The following is a 19,337-nucleotide window of genomic DNA, read 5'->3' as shown; positions in this document are numbered from 1 at the left end:
GCTCCCACGCTCACGCCGTCCCTCCCGTGCTCGACATCGGCTCCTTCACCCGGACCTTCGCCAGGATCGGCAGCACCAGCGTGAACGCGCTGCCTCGACCCGGCTCGCTGTCCACGATCACGCGGCCACGATGCGCGCGCATCACGTGTTGCACGATCGCAAGACCGAGCCCCGATCCCTCTTGCTGCCGTGCAAGAAGATCATCGACCCGGTAAAATTTCTCGAAGATGCGCTTGTGCTCGCGCCGCGCGATCCCCTTGCCGTTGTCGCGCACCGTGATCATCACCTCGCCGAGCTTCCGCGCCACCGACAGCTCGATCTGCCGAGGCTGTCCCCCGTACTTGTAGGCGTTCGACAGCAGGTTCACGATCGAGATCACGATCGCCCCGTGGTCGCACCACACGCGCGGCAGGTCCGGCTCGAACTGCACCGAGAGCTCCACGTGCCGCTGCTCGCGCGTCGGCTCGAAGGCTGCGATCGCCTCCTCCACCACCTTCACCACGTCCTGCTCGGCGAGTTCGTAGACCCGACGCCCGCTCTGCATCCGGCCCCAGTCGAGCAGCCGATCGATGAGCTGCTGCAGCCTCGCGCTCTCCTTGTTGAGCGCCTGGATGCATCGATCCTCGCTCTCCTTGTCCCCGCGCCGAAGCACCAGCGTCTCCGTGAACATCCGGATCGACGTCAGCGGCGTCCGGAGCTCGTGCGACACCTTCGACACGAAATCGGCTTGTAGTTCCGAGAGATCGCGCTCCCGCCGCAGGAACACCCAGACCAGGATCACCCCCGTCACGAGCGCGCTCGAGAACGTGAGCACAAGGATCCCGATCAGGATGTTGTACCGCGCCTCGCCCATCACCACGAGGGACGCGCCGATCGCCGACAGCAGGACTGACGGGACGATGACGAGCGAGACCAGCAGCTTGACGATGCGCCGGTAGCCGAGCGTCGTGAAGTCACGTGCCCTGCTCATGCGGCGGAAAGGTAGCGCGCGTCGCTCCCCCTGGGGAGCCGCCGTGCACGTGGGCGCGACGCGAGGCCGCTTTGAGGTATGCTCCGCCCCGTGGAGACCCTGGTTGAGCTCATCGCCAAGAAGCGTGACGGCGGCCGCCTCGCGGACGACCAGATCGAGCGCCTCGTCCGTGCCCTCGGGACGGGCGAGCTCGCCGATTACCAGATGAGCGCGCTCTGCATGGCCATCTTCTTCCGCGGCATGGACGACGCGGAGACCGTGGCCCTCACCCGCGCCATGCTTCACTCTGGCGACGTCCTCGACCTCTCCTCCGTCCCCGGCATCAAGGTCGACAAGCACTCCACGGGCGGCGTCGGTGACAAGGTCTCCTTGTGCCTCGCGCCCCTCGTCGCGGCCTGCGGCGTCCCCGTGCCCATGGTCAGCGGCCGCGGCCTCGGCCACACGGGCGGCACCCTCGACAAGCTCGAAGCCATCCCCGGCTTCAACGTCTCCCTCGACACCGACGCCTTCGCGCGCATCGTCCGCGACGTCGGCGCTTGCATGATCGGGCAGACCGGCCGCATCGCCCCCGCGGACAAACGCATCTATGCGCTGCGCGACGTCACGGCCACCGTCGAGTCCATCCCCCTCATCGTCGCCAGTATCCTCTCGAAAAAGCTCGCCGAGGGCATCGACGCGCTCGTGCTCGACGTGAAGGTTGGCCGCGGCGCGTTCATGAAGACCGAGCGCGACGCGCGCGCGCTCGCCGAGGCCCTCGTCCGTGTTGGCAAGGCGGCTGGCAAGCGTGTCGTCGCGCTCCTGACCGACATGAGCACCGTCCTCGGTCGCGCCGTCGGCAACGCCATCGAGACACGCGAGGCCATCGATGTCTTGAAGGGCGGCGGGCCGGACGATCTCGTCGAGTGCACGCTCGCGCTCGGCGCCGAGATGCTCGTCCTCGGCGACGCCGCATCCTCCATCGAAAACGCGCGCGAAAAACTCCGCGACGCGATCACGAGTGGCCGCGGCGCGCGTGTCTTCGAGCGCATGATCGAGGCGCAGGGCGGCGATCCCGGAGTCGTCGAGGATCCGCTCCGCTTGCCTCGTGCACCGGAGACCGTCCTCGTTCCTTCCGAGGCCGACGGCTTCGTCGCCGCGATCGATCCCCTCGAGATCGGCCTCGCCGCCGTCGCCATGGGCGCGGGCCGCACCCGCGCCGATCAGAAGGTCGATCATGCCGTCGGCATCGAGATCCTCGCGCCGCGCGGCGCCGGCGTGCGGCGCGGCGAGCCCCTCGCGCGCCTCCACGTGCTCCGCGCGGCTGCGGCCGAGGCCGTCGCGGATCGCGTCCAGAGCGCCTTCCGCGTCAGCTCCGCGCCCGAGGCCTCACCGCCTTTGCTGCTGGGCCGCATCGCTTGATGGCCGCCTGAGCAAGGACGCCGGCATCGCCGAGCGCGCGCCGGCCGAGAGGCCCTGGTTCGTCCAGGAAAACTGGTCCACCAGGACCACCGGATCCGAGGCGGACAGAGGATCCACCTTCCCGAGCACCCACGCGTCGGCGCCGCTCCCGTCGCGGCGCACGCGCACCCGCACGAAGTGCTTGTACCCGGGGTGCGCGAGCGCCGCGAACGCCTGGTGTTGCTCGATTCCGAACACCGTCAGCGCCGTCAGGTACGCGCCGAAGACCAGCGTCGCGACGTAGACCGAGACCGCGAACACGAGCCACGGCCTCGTGCCGAAGAGGTCCGCCGCGTCGAAGAGGCCGCCCGCCGCCGCGAACGTCGTGCGCGCGAGCATCGGCATGAACCCGATCATGAGCCCAGCGACCGTCGCGAGCATGTACACCGCGAGCGAGCGGTTGCGGAAGCCGCCAAGCAGTCTGCACACGAAGCCCGCGAGCGCCGCCGTCGCGAACGACATCACGAGCGGCGGTGCGCCGCCCCATCGCACGGCGGAGAACCCCGGCAGGTAGAGCAACGCGGCCGCGAGGTGCACCAGAAACCCGCTCCGCCCGTGCACGATCTGCCACGGGATCTGCAGCGCCAGCGCGAGCGACGCCTTCGGCCCCGGGAACTCCGCGGCCGGCTGCGGGAGGCCCTGCCGCATGATCCGCGCCGGATGCAAAAACGCCCCGCCGCCGCCGGCGATCACGTGGCACGTCTTCCCGATCTGCTCGCGGCAGTAGTGGTGCGTGTCGCCCGTCAGCACGAGCACGCTGTCGTCTTCGAGCCGCAGATCCAGCGCGTCGATGATGTGTTGCCCCGCGGGATTCGGCTCCAGGAACGCGTAGGCCGGATCCGCAAGGGTCAAAAGGACCCCACGATTCTCGGTCCGGAGCGACGCGAAGAACGCGCGTTGCTCGAAGTCCACCGCGCGGAGCTGCCGATCCGCGCCCCACAGGTCGAGCCCCGGCGCGATGCGCAACGCGAAGTAACTCGCGTCCTGCACCGGCACGTATCCGTCGAGCGGCAACGTCGATCGTTTGCTCACATAACGACCGATGCGAAACGCCTCCACCCACTGGATGAAGTGGCCGATCTGCGCGAACCGCACGACCTCGTTCGGCGCCGACTTCTCCACCAGATCCACGGTCCCGCGGCGCTCGCGGAACATACGCCCGAACCCGTCGAGCCCCGCGTACCAGTCGTGGTTTCCCGGGACTCCCAGGATCACCCGGGGTTTGCCGTCCCGAACCTCTTCCAGCACGCGCGAGAACGGCACGATCACCCGGTTGTGGATCTCGAGCTCCGTCGCCACCGGATACGCCGTGTCCCCGCCGAACAGCATGACGTCGCCGCGCGGGAGCACCAGCGTCTCGCCGGGCTTCTGCGGATCTTGGACCTCATACGTCATGAACACGAGCCGCGCGACCTCCTGGCTCACGGAGACGCAATCGCCCGTGTCGGCGAGGAAATCGATCCACACGTCGCGGTCGAGCGCCTCGGCGAGGGTCTCGGCCCCTTCGCGGCCGCCCAGCACGGCCGCGGCTTTGCGCGTCAGTGTGTCGGGCGTGCTCGGTCGCATCCATGCGCGGCTGTCGATGTCTTCCGTCGCGATGACGCTCGCCGCGAGGTGCCAGAGGTGCCCCCAGAACGAGCGGGCCCCGAACCACGCGATCGCCTGTGGATATCGGCCTCCGCGCGTAAAAAGCAGCTTTGGAACGTCGGGAGGAGCAGCTTCGGGGCGGAGTGGAGAGGGACGGACCGGCGAGGGAGCAGACATCGGCACTTTTTTTGTCTTGCCATCAGGCCGTGGATACGGATCAAAGTCGAATGACGGGGCAGCTTGCCCCACGCGGCCGGACCTTGGGCCGGGCGAGTAGGAATGCGAGGATCGCCGAGAAAGGTCGATCTTCGCCACCATCTAAGGAGAGCAGGATGAGACAGGGAGTGCGGTTCGCGGCGATTGTGGCGCTCGCGGGCGCCGTCGGCTGCGGCGGCGGTGAGGCGAAGAACGAAGGTGCCTCGCCCGAGGCGAAGCCCAGCGCGGCCGCAGCCTCCGCGGCCCCGGTCGCGTCAGCAGCCCCCGCGCCGAGCGCCGAGGCCCCGCCGCCCGAGAACAGCGCCGCTGCCGCCCCCGTGGAGCCCGCCGCGGCATCCGCGGCGCTCGCCGGCTCTGCGGCGCCCGCGGCCGGCTCTGCGGCGCCTGCCGCTGGCTCTGCGGCGCCTGCGTCGAGCGCGGCGGCTGGCCCGAAGACGTTTGATTGCGGCGCCAAGGGGCAAAAGCCCTGCCCGATGCAAGGCTGGATGAAGTCGGTCATGGCCTCGGCGACGTCGAGCGGCGACTTGACGAAGATCGCCAATGCCCTGGCCTACATCGCGGGCAAGCCGCCGCCCGGCATGGGGAGCTGGGTGTCCATCTCGAACGAAGGCGTGGCGAAGGCGAAGGCCGGCGACCTCGACGGCGCGAAGGCCTCCTGCAAGAAGTGCCACGACCTTTACAAGGAAAAGTACAAGCAGACGATGCGCGATCTCCCCTGGTGATCGCTGCGCGGGGGCCGCGTTGTCGTGGCCCCGATGAAAAAAGCCCACGCGTCCCGGTTTGCGGGAGCGTGGGCTTTTTCGTGGGTGGGGTGGTTCAGCCGGGGTTCGAGGCGAAGCAGCAGCGGAAGCCGGTGTCGAAGAACTGGAAGTTCTGATCGACGGTGTAGAAGGTGAAGTCCGACTGGGCGCCGGACTCGGCCTGGGTGCTGAAGGCGCCGCCGAGCAGCGGGTACGTGTTCGTCGCGGACTTCGTGATCTCGCGGAGGTTACCCGTCATGTCGTAGAGCTTGGCATTGGTCTGTCCGGTCCAATCGACCCAGCAGTTCTTGATATTCACCTCGTCGCCGGTCGCGAGCAGGCCGTTCTGCATGCCGATCTCTCCCGGATTGAAATCGTAGGAGAAGCCGAGGTTGCAGAACTTGACGTTCTGCACGAACGCGGTCTTGCACGCGGAGAGCGGCGCGTACCCCCAGAGGCAAGCATCCGGCGTCCAACGCGCGGCAGCTTGCCAATCGGCCGTGGTGCAGACGGTGCCGCCGGCGGCGGCGCAGACCTGCTCGACCTCACGCGGGGTGACGTTGAACCAGGGGATCTTGTTTTGCACCGAGCAAGCCGGGGTCTTGTCGATCGTCGACCCCGTGGGCGCGCTGCTCCAGAAGCCATTGCCGGTGCCGGGGACGACGGCGGTGGCATTGGGGCGGCTGGCCTCGAACTGCATGATCCACTTGTTTTGCGAGCCGATCTTGGTGACGGCAGGCTTGACGTAATAGGTGGCGTTGCTGCCCTTGTTGCTATAGGGCTCGTCGGCGATTCCGTCGCAATCGTTGTCCAGGCCGTCGCATTTCTCCTCGCAACCGCCGGGCAAGCTGGCGCAGTTCGCCGGGGTGGCGCTGCACTTGACGGCCATGGTGCCGTCACAGACGAAGGTGCCTGGTGTGCGGCAGGCGCCGTGTCCGGGCGGGGGCAGCGCGTCGTCGGAGTTGCAGGGCTTGTTCCAGTTGGCGACGTTCTCGTTCTGGACACCGTCGCAATCGTTGTCGAGGGTGTCGCAGAGCTCGGGGGTGCCGTTGCAGTAGTTCGGCGCTTGCCCGGTGCAGACGCCGGCGGGGAAGGTGCATTTCCAGGCGCCCATCACGCAAGCGACGGTGACGCCGGTGGTGCACTCGGCCTTGACGGCGGAGGGGCTGACGCCGCAGACCTGGGTGGGCGAGGGGGCGATGACGCTCTCGTCGATCTGGCCGTCGCAATCGTCGTCGAGGCCGTTGCAAGTCTCCTGCGCCGAGATGAAGTCGCAGTCGTACTCGCACTTCTGATCGTTGTTGAGGTCGTAATAACCCGGCTCGCAGCCCTTGAATTGGCAAGCGCCCGAGACGCAGGCCCAGGTGGAGTGGACCGCGCCCGTGTAGCAGCTATTGCCGCAAGCGCCGCAGTTGTTGACGTCGGTCTGCTTGTCGGGCTGGTTCGTCAGGGCGCCGTCGCAGTTCGTGTCGATGTTGCAGCCGTCCTGCGCGCCCGGCGTCGGCGTGACGGAGTTCTGGCAGACGATGGCGCCGCCGACGCAGGCCTTCATGCCGGCCTTGCAGGGCGAGGTCGCTCCCGCGGGCGGGTTCAGCGGCACGTTGCAAGCGCCGACGGCGTCCGCGGGCGGGCTGCCGTTGGTCTTGTCGATCTGGCCGTCGCAATCGTTGTCCTCGCCGTCACACATCTCCGGCTTGGGATCGATGTTGCCGATGCAGACGAGCGTGCCGTTCTGGCATTGCTGGGTGCCGAAGGCGCAGGGGAAGATGTTGCTGATGCCGCAGGACTTGCCGGCGTCGGTGGGGCTCTCGTCGATGATGCCGTCGCAATCGTCGTCGAGGCTGTTGCAGAGCTCGGGGTTCTGGTTCTCGACGAGGACGTTCGGCCCGGCGCAGACGATCTTGTTGCCCTGGCAAATGGTCTTGCCGAGGTGCGCGGGCGTGGCGCACACCCCGTTGGGATCACCGTAACAATCGACGCCGAGCTGGGCGTCGCCCGAGAGGTCGTCCGCGTCGTCGATCTTGCCGTCGCAATCGTTGTCGAGGCTGTCGCCACAGATCTCGACGCCGCCGTTCGTGATGTTGCACTGGTACTCGCAGCCCGTGGCGTAGGAGCCGTCGAGATCCCAGAATCCAGGCTCACACGACTGGATCTTGCATTGCGTGTTGCTGTCGTTGCACGCCTGCCCGGGCTCGGCGCTGCTTTCGCAGGCCGGGGTGCCGTGGAGGACGACGCAGGTGCGCCCGCATTTGCCGCAATCGGTCGTGCTGGTGCAGAGGTTGACGTCCTCGTCTTTGAGGCCGTCGCAGTCGTCGTCCTTGTTGTTGCAGAGCGAGTCGTCGGCGCCGCCGGCGACGCAGTAATACTCGCAGCCCGGCGACGACGGATCGAGATCGTAATAATCGGGCGCGCACTGGCCGGTGCAGGTGCCGGCGGTATTTCCGGGATCCGCGCTCGGGGTGCAGCCGATGGTGTCGGGGTCGGTGTTGAGCAGGACCTGGTAGCAATTGTTGGCGCAGGTGCCGCAGGCCTCCGGCGTGCTCCAATCGGACACGTCGTCGACCTTGCCATTGCAGTCGTCGTCCTTGCCGTTGCACTCCTCGACGCCGCTGTCGGACGGCACGCAGCCACCGCCGCCGCCCTCGCCGGCCGTGCCGCCCGTGCCGCCGCAGCCGAAGAGGCATCCACCTTCACCGCCGGCGCCGCCGGTACCGGTGGAAGTCGAGGTGCCCGTGGCGGAGCCGCTGTCGCAATCGCTGAAGCAAAACGCTTGGGTGGTGCAGCCCGCGGAACCCGCGGCGAGGGCGAGCCCCGCCGCGGCTGCGAGCCATCCGAGTTTGGAAGAGAAGGTCATCACGCAACCTCCACGTTGCGCGCCGAACGACGGCGGCGAAGGAAGGCCAAGGGCAAACCGAGGAGCGCGAGCCAGCCAGCCGGCGACCGAGAATCGCCCGCCGCGGAGCAAGAGCAACCGCCGCCGCCCGTCGCGAGGCCCCACGCGCCGTTGTCGGGCGCGCCGGCCGATCCGCCCGCGCCGGGACCCGCGGCGCCCATGCCGCCGTCGCCAGCCGAGCCGCCCGTGCCACCGCCACCCGCGCCGCCTGCGCCGCCCGTACCCATGGGCTCGACGCATTCACCGCGGCTGCAAGCGACGCCCGGCGGGCAATCGTTTTGACAAACCTGCCCCTCGGGGCAAACCACACCTTCGCAGGGGCAATTGCCGCAGGCGCCCGTCACCGGATTGCAGCAGCCGCCGCTCGCGCAGGCGCCGGCGCACTGGTTCTGGACGCACGTCGGCGGGGTCTGGGCGAGGTCGCAATATTGATCGGGGCCGCAATTCGGGCTGCAGGCCTCGACGCACGTGCCGCCCTGGCAGACCTGGCCCGCCGGGCAATCCACGTTCGCGCACGTCGAGACGCACGAGAACGTCATGTAATCGGCGCTCGGCTTGCAGATCTGACCCTCCGGGCAGCTATCCGGCTGGCACGGGTTGTTCACGCACGAGCCGAGGTTGCAGACCTTGTTGCAGCCGGTGCAAGGCACGTTGTAGCAGTTGTCCACCACGCACTTGCCGGCGTTCGGCCCGTAGTTGGCGCAGACCTGGCCGGTGCCGCAGCTCACGCCGTCGCACGGATCCTTGCAGCCCGCCTGGCCCTTGCAGACGCACACGGGCGGCTTGCTGCAATTGGCGTCGGCCGGCGTATTGGCGGGCGCACAGAGCACGTTCCCGTTCGCGTCCTTGACCGTCTTCAGCTCGCAATCCGCGCAGGGCTCCGACACGCAGTAGAAGCCGAGGCTCTCACCCGTCGAGCTCTCCGTCACCTGCTGGCATTGCTGGCCGGGCGGGCACGGATATTCCTTGCCGGGATTGCACGCGCTCGCGCACTGACACACGCCCGCGCTCCCCTTCACGCACTCCTTGCCGGTGCTGCACAGCGGGATGCCGTTGTTGGGGTTGTCGCTCTGGCCGTCGCAGTCGTTGTCGAAGCAATCGCAGACCTCGAGGACCGGCGTGACCTCGCCCGTGCAGACGAACCCGCCGTTCACGCAGCCGTACGTGCCCTGCTTGCACTCGCCTGTCTCCACGCCGCAGGCCTGACCGATGCTGCCGACAGGCATGGGCTGCGGGTTCATCGAGCCGTCGACGCCGTCCGGCCCAGGGCCGCTCTCGTCGACCTTGCCGTCGCAGTCGTTGTCGATGCCGTCGCAAATCTCGGGCTGCGGCGCGTAGCCGCCGAGGCACTCCACGCCGGCCGCGCCATTGCAGAGGAACTCACCCGGCGTGCACGGCAAGGCGCTGCGATCGCCCGGATAGAGCGTCGTGTCGTACGTCGGAACGCACGGTCCGCCGGAGGGGATGCCGTTGTCGTTCACGCCGTCGCAATCGTTGTCCTTGCCGTCGCAGAGCTCGGACACCGGACCGACGTCGTTCGCGCAATCGAGCACGCCCCCCGTGCAGACGAGTGTGCCCGTCTTGCACTCACCCTGATTGGAGCCGCACGTCGTACCGACCTGCGGGAGACTGCCGTCATCGAGCATGCCATTGCAGTTGTTGTCGAGCCCGTCGCAGACCTCCGGGCTCGGGGCCTTCGGGTTCGAGCAGACCCACTTCTGCAGGCCCTGGCAGACGAGCTTGCCGGTGTTGCACGGCGCCGTGAGCGTGCCCGTGCCCGTGCAGGTCCCGCCAGGAGGCGGGCACCACGTGAGATTGCCGAACGTGCAGCAGTTGCCCGGCTCGGTCCAGCAGCCGTTGTTGGCGCCGGTCGGCGCGTCCGAGAGCGGCGTCTCGTCGATCGAGCCGTCGCAATCATTGTCCTTGCCGTCGCAGACCTCGGGCGTGGGCTGCACGCCGCCCTGGCAGACGAGCGCGCCGTTGACGCAGGCCGTGAGGCCCGTCGTGCACGGCGCCTGGTTGTTGCCGCAAGGCGTCCCGACGCCGAAGGGGCTCTCGTCGACCGTGCCGTCGCAATCGTTGTCGATGCCGTCGCAGATCTCCGGGCTCGGCCCGATGAATCCCTGGCACGTGCCATTGCAGGGCTGCGTGCCCCGCTTGCACTGGCTGTTCGCGCCGTAGTTCAGGTTCGCCGGCGTGCCGACGGGCACGCACTGCTGGGGCGGCACGCCCTCGTCGACGGTGCCGTCACAGTCGTTGTCCTGGTTGTCGCAGGTCTCGACCTGCGGGTTGTTCGTGCAGGCGTTGAACCCGCCGTTCGCCACGCAAGCGCCGGGGAGCGGCACGTTCTGCGCCGCCTTGCACGTCAGTACGCCGGCGCAGTTCGCCGGGGTCGGCTGGCCACAGGCCGCGCTCGGCGCGCCATTGTCCGCGACGCCGTCGCAGTCGTTGTCACACCCGTCGCAGACTTCGGGCGACGGGACGCACGGCATGACGCACACGCCGCCCTCGTCGGTTTGCCCGTCGCAGTCGTCATCCTGGCTGTTGCAGATCTCCGCCTTGGGGCAATGCGCGGGGTTGCCGCATTTATTCACGCCTTCGTCGACCGTGTTCGCCGCGTCGCCGTCGAACGCGGGCCCCGGATCGCAGTTGTTGTCGAGGTTGTCGCAGCTCTCCTTGGGGTTGTAGCAGAGCCAGTTGGCCGGCTGGGTCGCCTGCGTGGGCGTCGTGCAGGGCAGCTTCGTCAGGTCGCCGCCCGGGTTCGCCGTGGTGATCGTGCTCTGGTAGTTCGAGAGGCACGTCGTGCGCTGGGCCGGCGTCGCCCACGTGCAGCAGGTCTGGTCCCGGTTGCAGTAATGGGCGAAGCCCTCGTCCGTGCAGCCGTTGCAGTTGTTATCGGCGTTGTCGCAGGTCTCGGGCTTGATGGCGGAGGCGATGATGGTCGAGAGCGCTTGCGAGAGCTGCGTTTCATTCGTCGCCGGGGTCGATGTGCCGGTGCCGCCCGCCGCAGCGAGCGCTGCGTTGGCGGCAGCCGAGGTGCCGAAGTCGATGACGTGCGTCTTGACGGACCAGTGAATCCCACCGCGGTCGAAGCCAGCGAGGAGATCCGCGGCCGCGTCCAGCGCGTCGTCAGACTCGTCGCAGGTCTCGATACCGTCCGTGATGAGGATCGCGTTGATGACGCGACAGCCACGCTCGCCGAACAGTGAGATCGGCGACTGGAACTCCGGGACGCCCGTGATGGGTCTCGCCCAGGAATCCGAGAGGTAGCGGTAGGCGTCGCGCAGGATGCCGTTCAACGGCGTTTCACCCGCCGGCCAGAGCTCGTAGCTGAGCTGCCGCGTCGGGTGCATCGAGCAATCGTTGTCGACCCACTTGAGGAGCTCGGGGATGTTCGAGTCCTCGAGCGGCGGCGCGTAGAAGTTGTCGCGCTGCATGGGGACCAGGATCTCGGCGCCGCGTCGATTGTTGGAGTTACCGTCCTCCGACGGCTCGAGGCCGCAGCCGCCGGAGGGGTTGCCTCCGCCGGGGTAGCTCTGCCATATGCAGTTGCCGACGCCGGTCGAGCCACAGGCCGCGACGCAACCCGTGGCCGTGCCGCGCTGGAACCCGGCCAGCCCGAAGTTCACCTGCCCGCCGAACGCGAAGAACATCTTCCGCAGGGCGCACTTGGCGTGGCTGATGCGGGTCGACCCGAAGCCACACGAGTCCGGTGTCGCGACGGTGCCCGTCATCGACCCCGAGGTGTCGATCAGCATCATGAAGTACGGTTTTGCCGACGAAGGCCAGTCCTTCGGATCCGCGCTCAGACACGCAGCCGGCTCCTGGGCGGAGGCGGGCGGTGCCACGAGCGACGCGGCGGCCACGAGGGCCGCACCAGAAAGGACCGACGCGATACCAAGCTTGCGACGGCCGATGCCACGGAAGGGGAAGAGGGTCCTGTTCATGTTCTCGTGATCCAGTCCTCGGAGGACCTCGTCATGCCGCGACGAGCGCCGGGCCGAAGGAAAGTAGGAACGGGACGAACGCGGATTTTGCAAAGCAGAGGTTTGTTTCGACGCACGGGTTTCCACACCACGCCTGCCGGCGGTGGCCGGACGAGAGACCGCTCGATCCAAGACCGCCGAGGAAGATGATGCTCGTTCACCCTACAAGAGTTCGTGCAAGGCGTAAACTCTCTTGATCGGGACGGACGATGGGGCGTTTTCCGTCGTGATTTCAGCGAAGTAGCCCGTTCGGGGCCCTGGGGTGGGCTCCGCTCCGCGCGGATTGGAGGCGGAGTTCACCGGGGCCGTAAGCTGCGGCCCATCGGCTCGTCTCCGCCCGCGGGTCGATGGCACTTGTGGAGCAGGTGCCAGGCGCTCGCCATTGCCTCCTGATTCTCAGGAGCGGAAGCCGGCGCGCCTTGACGAGCACGAGCAATGGTTGCGCAAGGGATGAAAATGCGCGAGATCCGCGGCGAGGGCGAGCCCCGCCGCGGCCGCGAGCCATGGGATCGTGGAATCAGGCAGCCTTCGTGTTGCGCGTCGAATGACGCCGGCGAACGAACGCCAAAGGCAAACCGAGGAGCGCGAGCCAGCCAGCCGGCGACCGAGAATCGCCAGCCGCGGAGCAAGAGCAGCCGCCACCGCCCGTCGCGAGGCCCCAAGCGCCCTTGTCGGGGCCGCCGGCCGCGCCGCCGACGCCGGTCGCATTACCGCCGCCACCCGCGCCCGGACCGCCGCCGCCCGCGCCGCCCGCGCCCGAGCTCGTGGTCGAGCCCGTGCCACCCATGGGATCGACGCACTGGCCGCCATTGCAAACCTGACCGCTCGGGCAAAGGACGCCCTCGCACGGGCAGTTGCCACAAGCGCCCGTGAGCGGGTCGCAGCAGCCGCCGTTCGCGCAAGCCCCGGCGCATTTGTTTTGCACGCACACGGGCGGGGTCTGGCTCGTATCGCACGCCTCACCCCCGTCGCACGCAGGATCGCAGGTCGGGACGCACGCGCCGTCCTTGCAGATCGTGCCGGCCGCGCAATCGACGCCCGCGCAGGTCGGGACGCACGAGAACGTGGTGAAATCGGCGCTCGGCTTGCAAACCTCATCGGGCGGGCAAGCGCCGGGCACGCAGGGGTTGTCGACGCAGGAGCCGAGGTTGCACGCCTTGTTGCAGCCGGGGCAAGGCACGTTGTAGCAGGTGTCCACCACGCACTTGCCGAGGCTCGGCCCGGTGTTCGCGCAGACCTGGCCGCTCGGGCAGCTCACGCCGTCGCAAGGATCCTTGCAGCCCTCCTGGCCCTTGCAGACGCACGCGGGCGGCTTGTTGCAATTCGCGTCGGCCGGCGTATCGGCAGGCGCGCAGATCACGTTGCCGGCCGCGTCCTTGACCGTCTTCACCGAGCAATCGCCGCAGTTGTCGGGGACGCAATAGAACCCGAGCGTTTCGCCGGTCTCGCTCTTCGTGACATCCTCGCACTTCTGGCCGGGCGGGCAGGGGAACTCGCCACCCTTGCAAGGCGAGGCGCACGCGCAGGAGCTGCCGCTCTTCACGCACTCCTTGCCGGTGCTGCAGAGCTTCGTCTTGCCCGGATCCTGCTCGTCCGTCGTGCCGTCGCAGTCGTTGTCGACGCAATCGCAGGATTCGTCCGTGGCCTCCATGCCGCCGATGCACGTGAGCTGGCCATTGACGCAGCCAACCTTGCCCTCGGCGCAGACGCCGACGTTCAAGCCACAAGGATCGCCGATGTTCACGGCCGGCGGCGGGGCGGGGTTCGCCGAGCCGTCGATGCCGTCCGGCCCGGGGCCGCTCTCGTCGACCTTGCCGTCGCAATCGTTGTCGAGGCCGTCGCAGATCTCGGGCGAGGGGCCGATGCCGCCCGCGCACGCCGCGCCGCCCAGCCCGTCGCATTGATAGACGCCCGGCTGGCACGGCGCCGCGCTGCGATCGCCGGGGTAGAGCGTGGCGTCGTACGCGACGGTGCACGCGCCGCCGGCCTGGATGCCGTTGTCGATCGTGCCGTCGCAGTCGTTGTCCTTGCCGTCGCAGAGCTCCTGCGTGGGGCCGATGTCGCCCACGCAATCGAGCACGCCGGCCGCGCATGCGAGCGCGCCGATCTGGCACTCGCCCGTGTTGCTGCCGCAGGGCTGTCCGACTTGGGCGATGCTCCCGTCGTCGACCATGCCGTTGCAATCGTTGTCGAGGCCGTCGCACGCCTCGGGCTCGGGGGCCTTCGGCGTCGCGCACACCCACTTCTGCAGGCCCTGGCAGACGAGCTTGCCGGTGTTGCAGGGCGCCGTGAGCGTGCCCGTGCCACTACAGGTCCCGCCGGGCGGCGGGCACCATTGCAGGTTCCCGAACGTGCAGCAATTGCCGGGGTTCGTCCAGCAGCCGTTCATGCCGGCGGCCGGCGCGTCGGCGAGCGGCGTCTCGTCGATCGAGCCGTCGCAATCGTTGTCCTTGCCGTCGCAGATCTCGGCCTGGGGCTGCGTGCCGCCCTGGCAGACGAGCGCGCCGTTGACGCAGGCCGTGAGGCCCGTCGTGCAAGGCGCCTGGTTCACGCCGCACGGCGTGTTCACGCCGAACGGGCTCTCGTCGACGGTGCCGTCGCAGTCGTTGTCGATGCCGTCGCAGATCTCGGCGCTCGGCCCGACGAAGCCCGAGCAGACGCTCGATCCGCAGGGCTGCGAGCCTTTCTTGCACTGGCTGTTCGGGCCGTAGTTCAGGTTCGCCGGCGTGCCCACGGGCACGCACTCGAGCGGCGCGACGCCGTCGTCGATCGTGCCGTCGCAGTCGTTGTCGATGCCGTCGCACGTCTCGGTCAACGGGTTATTCTGGCAGGTATTGTACCCGCCGCTCGGCACGCAGGTGCCGATGGGCACGGCCTGCGGCGGCTTGCACGAAAGCGTGCCGACGCAGTTCATCGGGGTCGTGAGGCCGCAGGCGATCGCGGGGATGCCGTTGTCCGCGATGCCGTCGCAGTCGTTGTCGCAGCCGTCGCAGACCTCGGGCGAGGGCTTGCACGTGCAGGAGGCGCCGAGGCCCTCGTCGATGAGGCCGTCGCAGTCGTCGTCCTGGCCGTTGCAGGTCTCGGCGACGGGGCAGTGCAGGGGGTTGCCGCACTTGAAGACGCCCTCGTCGACCGTGTTCTGCGGGTCGCCGTCGATCGTGGCCTCGGGATCGCAGTTGTTGTCGACGTTGTCGCAGGTCTCCTTCGGGTTGAAGCAGAGCCAGTTCGCCGGATCCTGCTGCTGGGCCGCCGTCGTGCACGGCAGCTTCGTGAGATCACCGTCGGGATCGGCCGCGGAGATCGTGGCCTGGTACGACGAGAGGCAGGTCGCGCGTTGGGCCGGCGTCGCCCAGGCGCAGCAGCCTTGACCCTTGTTGCAGTAGTGGACGAAGCCCTCGTCGGTGCAGCCGTTGCAGTTGTCGTCGGCGTTGTTGCAGCTCTCGGGCTTGATCGAGCCGGCGATGATGTTCGCGAAGGCCTGGCTGAGCGATGCCTCGTTCGTCGCGGTCTGCGCCGCGCCCGTGCCGCCCGAGGCCGCGATCTGATCGGCTTGCGAGCCGACCTGGCCGAAGTCGATGACGTACGTCTTGATGCTCCAGGTGATGCCGCCCTTCGTGAAGCCTGTGAGCAGGTCCGCTGCGGCGTCCTTCGCGTCGTCGACGGTGTCGCAATTCTCGCCGCCGTCGGTCACGAGGATGACGTTGACCGCTCGACAGGCTCGCTCCCCCTGCGCGAGGCTCCCGAGCGGCGAGGGGTGCACGAGGCCCGGCGTCACAGGGCTCGCCCAGCCTTCGGAGAAGTACCGGTAGGCGCTGCGCAGCATGCCGTTCAGCGGCGTGTTGCCCTGCGCGAAGATCTCCTTCTGATCCGAGCAGTCGTTGTCGACCCACTTGAGGAGCTCACCGATGTTCGAAGGATTCGGCGGCGGGCTGTAATAGTTGTCGACGAGCAGCGGGACGACGATGTTCGCGCCGTCGCGGCAGCCGGAGTTCGGCTGGGCCACGGGCGGGTTGCCGCACTCCGGGGGCTCCGGTCCGCACCCCGCCTTGTCCATGTTGCCGGGGAAGTCGCTGTGAAGGCAGGCCTCGGGCGTGCACGCAGCGTCACAGGCCTTCTGGTTCTTGGCGAAGGTCGCGAGTCCGAAATTCGCCTGCCCCGCGAACGCCTGGAAGGTGTTTTTCATGGCGCAACGGCCATGCCCGAGGCGGTCGTTCGCGTAGCCGCACGAGTTCGCGGCGCCCGCGACCGCGCTCGTCATCGATCCGGACGTGTCGAACATCACCATGAAGTACGGCTTCGATGGCGCCGGCCATGCCGCAGGATCAAACGACAAACATGCCGCAGGCTCCGCGAGCGCCGGGCTCGCGGCTGCGACCGCCGCGGCCGCGAGGCCTAGCGCCGCCCCGACCTTCACCTGCACCACGCGTTGCCCAAGAAGTGTACGAACCCTGGTGAACATCGTGTCCTGTCCCCGCTGACCTGCGTCGGGCGCGCCCCGCGCCTCCCCCGGGACCGGGTGAACCGCAGAGCACGTACGCACGCCAGCGGTCCATGGTCGCACGCAAGCTCGCGATCCAGCAAGGCGCGAGTTTCCCAAGTTCAGAAGACGCCGCTCGGCACGGCGCCGCACGGCCGTCAAGCCCTCGACACGGACGCGCGCGCTTCGGCCCAACCCCGGTGCCATGCACCCGGACGAACCCGGAAAACACGCCCGGAGAGGCCCGCGCACGCGAAGCCCGTCGCGTGAACCACGAACGCGCTTTCCCGCAGGCGCGCGTTGCGATACACGAAGGTGCGTACCGTGGGATCCGGCACTTCGAGCACTGGACGCGATGCACTCTCCTCCGCGCGCCGCGCCGCGCCCGCCGCGCTCGCCGTCTCGGGCCGCGCCGCGGCCTCCGAAGCGAGGGCGCCCCAAGCGAGCCCGCAAGGCGCGTCGTCGTCCTCTGCGTCCACGCGCCCACGCGGCCGGCCGAAAGGCCCGTTCACGCAGCACCGGCGCCTCGACACGTTGCGCGCGCTCTTGCAGCGGCATCCAAAGGGCCTGACGATCTACGAGCTCGCCCGCGAGCTCGACGTGACGCCGCGATCGATGCGCCGCTACCTCGCGGAGGTGCGGCGGGATCTCGACCTCGTCTCGACCACGAGCAAGCCGGGCGGGACGCGGCTCTGGCGCCTCGCCCCCGGGGAAGCGCCCCGGCGCGTCGAGGTCCGCCGCACGCAGGCGTACGCGCTGCTCGCCGCGCGGCGCCTGTTCGAGCCGATGCGCGGCTCGACGCTCTACGAAGAGATCGATCTCGCGGCGCAGCAGCTCCTCGGCGTCGCGCGCCGCCCCGGCCGCGGACCGAACGCAGGTGTGGCCGACGCGCGGCTCGAAGAGCGCTTCCTCTACCTGCCGTTCGCGCCGAAGGACTACGCGGCGCACACGGAGGCGCTCGACGATCTCTTCCAGGCGGTCGCGGATCTACGGCCGCTCTCGTGCCGGTATCGGCGCGCGAAGGATGGGCGCGAGGACAAGGTCGTCATCCACCCCTACGCGATGGTGCTCTACAAGGACGCGATCTACTGCGTCGGCTTGCACGCCGGCCGCGGCGAGATCCGAACGTTCTTGCTCGACCGCATGCGTGACACGGAGTGCGCGACGACAGAGCGCTTCGACTTGCCCGCGGATTTCCGCGTCGAGGACTATTTCCAAGGCACGTTCGGCATCTGGTCGGGCGGCGCGTCGACGCACGTGGTGATCGACTTCAGCGCGAAGGTCGCCGACTTCGTACGGACCCGGAAGGTGCACCCGTCGCAGGTGATCGAGGAGCTGCAAGGCGGGGGCGTGCGCCTGTCGCTCGACATCGGCGACATGACGGAGCTGACCTCGTGGGTCCTCGGCTTCGGCGAGACGGCGCGCGTGCTCGAGCCGCCGGATCTCGTGGCGCGCGTGAAGAAGGAGCTCGAGCAGGCGGTGGCGAACTACGAGGCCGATCCTCCGGATCGGCCGAAGGTCAAGAAGAGCCGCTCGTCGTAGCCAAAAGGGCTCTGCCCGGTTCGTCCGAGCAGAGCCCTTCGTGCTCACGCTGCTGCGGCGATCACGAGATCGCGCGCATCGCCTCGTCGATCATCACCTGATGCTCGCGCGGGTCGGCCCAGCGGGCGCGCCCCTCGTCCGGCAGCCGATCGACCGGATCGAAGTACAGGTACTTCTGGCCGGGCTTGACGCTCGGGCTCTCGAAGATGCTGATGCCCGTGGTGCGATCGTAGAACTCGTACGAGTGCACGTCGCGCTTGCCGCCGCCGCCGGGGGCGTCGACGACCACGGTCGGCGTGTTGAACCCCGCGGTCGATCCACGCACGTGCGTCTCGATGAGCTCACCCGTGGCCACGGTCGTGCGCAGGTCCTCCGCGCCCTTCACGAGGTCGTGCACGTACACGTAATAGGGCTGCACGTTGAGGTGGCCGAGGCGCTTGACGAGGAGCTTCATCGTCTCCGGCTCGTCGTTCACGCCGCGGATGAGCACGCTCTGGTTGCGCACGCGGATTCCACGCTCGAAGAGCTTCTGCATGGCGTCGCGCGTGATGCCCGTGATCTCGTTCGGGTTGTTGAAGTGCGTGTGGACCGCGACCTCCTTGTGCAGCTTGCGGCCGAGGTCGGCGATGTACGTGACGGCGTCGATCCACTCGTTATCCGTCAGGATCTTCTGCGGCATCACGGCCGGGCCCTTCGTGGCCAGGCGGATGCGGCGGATGTTCGTCATGCCGAGCAGCGTCTCGCCAATCGAGCGAATCTGCTCCGGCCGCAGGTTGTACGCGTCGCCGCCCGAGACCACGATGTCCTCGAGCTCGGGCCGCGAGGAGATGTACGTGTACGCGGCCCGCCAGCGATCCTCGTCGACCTTGAAGTGGGTCTTCTCGACCTCCTCGGTGTCGATGCCGACGGCATAACTGCGCGTGCAGAAGCGGCAGTAGACCGGGCAGGTATCGAGCGGGAGGAAGAGGGCCTTGTCGATGTAGCGGTGCGTGAGCCCCGGGACGGGCGCGTCCGCGCGCTCGTGCAGCGAGTCGAGCCCGAGCTTCGGGTGATCCGGCAAGAAGCGCGATTTCAGCGGGATGAACTGGGTGCGCAGCGGATCCCGATAGGGGTCGTTCCAGTCGATGAGCGAAAGGAGGTACGGCGAGACGCGCACGCTCATCGGCGCGCGGGCGAAGCCCTCGGTCGCGTCCTTGATGAACTCCTCGGAGACGAGATCACGCAGGGCTTCGAGGAGTTTGTCGGGCCGGGTGATCGATTTCTTCGACTGCCAGCGATGATCGAGGAATTGCTCTTCGGTGACGTCGGCATAGGCGGGAATCCTCCGCCAGTCCGGCGCTTCCTTGAAGTTCTTGTACTCGAGCCGCGCCGGCTCGACCGGGGGCTTGAGCGGTACGATTTCGTAGGTGCGTTTGCTGAGCTCGACGAGGCTTTGGGCAGTCATGGTTCGCCCCCAAGCGGGTTTTTATGGCGGCGGCCCTCGGGCTCG

The 19,337-nt window shown here is 68.4% G+C and carries 9 protein-coding genes; 3 read left to right on the top strand and 6 right to left on the bottom strand.

What is annotated here, in order from left to right; genetic code table 11:
- Nucleotides 1-10: 10 nt before the first annotated feature.
- Nucleotides 11-970, bottom strand: coding sequence for a sensor histidine kinase (locus tag POL67_RS37320; protein ID WP_271925416.1), 960 nt, complete (start codon nt 968-970; stop codon nt 11-13).
- A 90-nt stretch (nt 971-1,060) separates the two neighbouring features.
- Between POL67_RS37320 and POL67_RS37315 the strand changes: the two genes are divergently transcribed.
- Nucleotides 1,061-2,368 carry a thymidine phosphorylase gene (locus POL67_RS37315; RefSeq protein ID WP_271925415.1) on the top strand — a complete coding sequence of 436 codons (1,308 nt, stop codon included), beginning with the start codon at nt 1,061-1,063 and terminating at the stop codon, nt 2,366-2,368.
- Here the strand turns inward: POL67_RS37315 and POL67_RS37310 are convergent.
- Nucleotides 2,336-4,171 carry a hypothetical protein gene (locus tag POL67_RS37310; protein WP_271925414.1) on the bottom strand — a complete coding sequence of 612 codons (1,836 nt, stop codon included), beginning with the start codon at nt 4,169-4,171 and terminating at the stop codon, nt 2,336-2,338. The genes POL67_RS37315 and POL67_RS37310 overlap by 33 nt on opposite strands.
- Nucleotides 4,172-4,326: 155 nt before the next feature.
- On the opposite strand from POL67_RS37310, the gene POL67_RS37305 reads away from it, so the two are divergent.
- The gene (locus POL67_RS37305; protein ID WP_271925413.1) at nt 4,327-4,932 is read left to right on the top strand and encodes a hypothetical protein; all 606 of its coding nucleotides are present in this window, start codon (nt 4,327-4,329) and stop codon (nt 4,930-4,932) included.
- A gap of 94 nt (nt 4,933-5,026) precedes the next feature.
- Here the strand turns inward: POL67_RS37305 and POL67_RS37300 are convergent, their stop codons facing one another.
- From POL67_RS37300 to POL67_RS37290, 3 genes are all read right to left on the bottom strand, one after another.
- A complete protein-coding gene (locus tag POL67_RS37300; protein ID WP_271925412.1) occupies nt 5,027-7,804 on the bottom strand; it encodes a MopE-related protein in 2,778 nt (925 codons plus the stop codon).
- Nucleotides 7,804-11,790, bottom strand: a complete 3,987-nt coding sequence (locus POL67_RS37295) for a MopE-related protein (protein WP_271925411.1) — start codon at nt 11,788-11,790, stop codon at nt 7,804-7,806. The genes POL67_RS37300 and POL67_RS37295 overlap by 1 nt, the downstream gene beginning before the upstream one ends.
- 556 nt (nt 11,791-12,346) lie before the next feature.
- A complete protein-coding gene (locus tag POL67_RS37290; protein WP_271925410.1) occupies nt 12,347-16,369 on the bottom strand; it encodes a MopE-related protein in 4,023 nt (1,340 codons plus the stop codon).
- Between the two features lie 261 nt (nt 16,370-16,630).
- On the opposite strand from POL67_RS37290, the gene POL67_RS37285 reads away from it, so the two are divergent.
- Complete coding sequence (locus tag POL67_RS37285; protein WP_271925409.1) at nt 16,631-17,848, top strand: helix-turn-helix transcriptional regulator; 1,218 nt, start codon at nt 16,631-16,633, stop codon at nt 17,846-17,848.
- 61 nt (nt 17,849-17,909) lie between these two features.
- Here the strand turns inward: POL67_RS37285 and POL67_RS37280 are convergent, their stop codons facing one another.
- The gene (locus tag POL67_RS37280) at nt 17,910-19,292 is read right to left on the bottom strand and encodes a KamA family radical SAM protein (RefSeq protein ID WP_271925407.1); all 1,383 of its coding nucleotides are present in this window, start codon (nt 19,290-19,292) and stop codon (nt 17,910-17,912) included.
- Nucleotides 19,293-19,337: the final 45 nt, after the last annotated feature.

The organism is Polyangium mundeleinium (assembly GCF_028369105.1).
Lineage (GTDB): Bacteria > Myxococcota_A > Polyangia > Polyangiales > Polyangiaceae > Polyangium > Polyangium mundeleinium.
Note: the sequence above shows the minus strand (reverse complement) of the source record. Positions and strands in the feature narration are given on the sequence as shown.

What these genes read in the sequence shown, in the direction of transcription:
- POL67_RS37320 (WP_271925416.1), bottom strand. Translation starts at nt 970, where the DNA reads ATGAGCAGGGCACGTGACTTCACGACGCTCGGCTACCGGCGCATCGTC.
- POL67_RS37310 (WP_271925414.1), bottom strand. Translation starts at nt 4,171, where the DNA reads ATGTCTGCTCCCTCGCCGGTCCGTCCCTCTCCACTCCGCCCCGAAGCT.
- POL67_RS37305 (WP_271925413.1), top strand. Translation starts at nt 4,327, where the DNA reads ATGAGACAGGGAGTGCGGTTCGCGGCGATTGTGGCGCTCGCGGGCGCC.
- POL67_RS37300 (WP_271925412.1), bottom strand. Translation starts at nt 7,804, where the DNA reads ATGACCTTCTCTTCCAAACTCGGATGGCTCGCAGCCGCGGCGGGGCTC.
- POL67_RS37295 (WP_271925411.1), bottom strand. Translation starts at nt 11,790, where the DNA reads ATGAACAGGACCCTCTTCCCCTTCCGTGGCATCGGCCGTCGCAAGCTT.
- POL67_RS37280 (WP_271925407.1), bottom strand. Translation starts at nt 19,292, where the DNA reads ATGACTGCCCAAAGCCTCGTCGAGCTCAGCAAACGCACCTACGAAATC.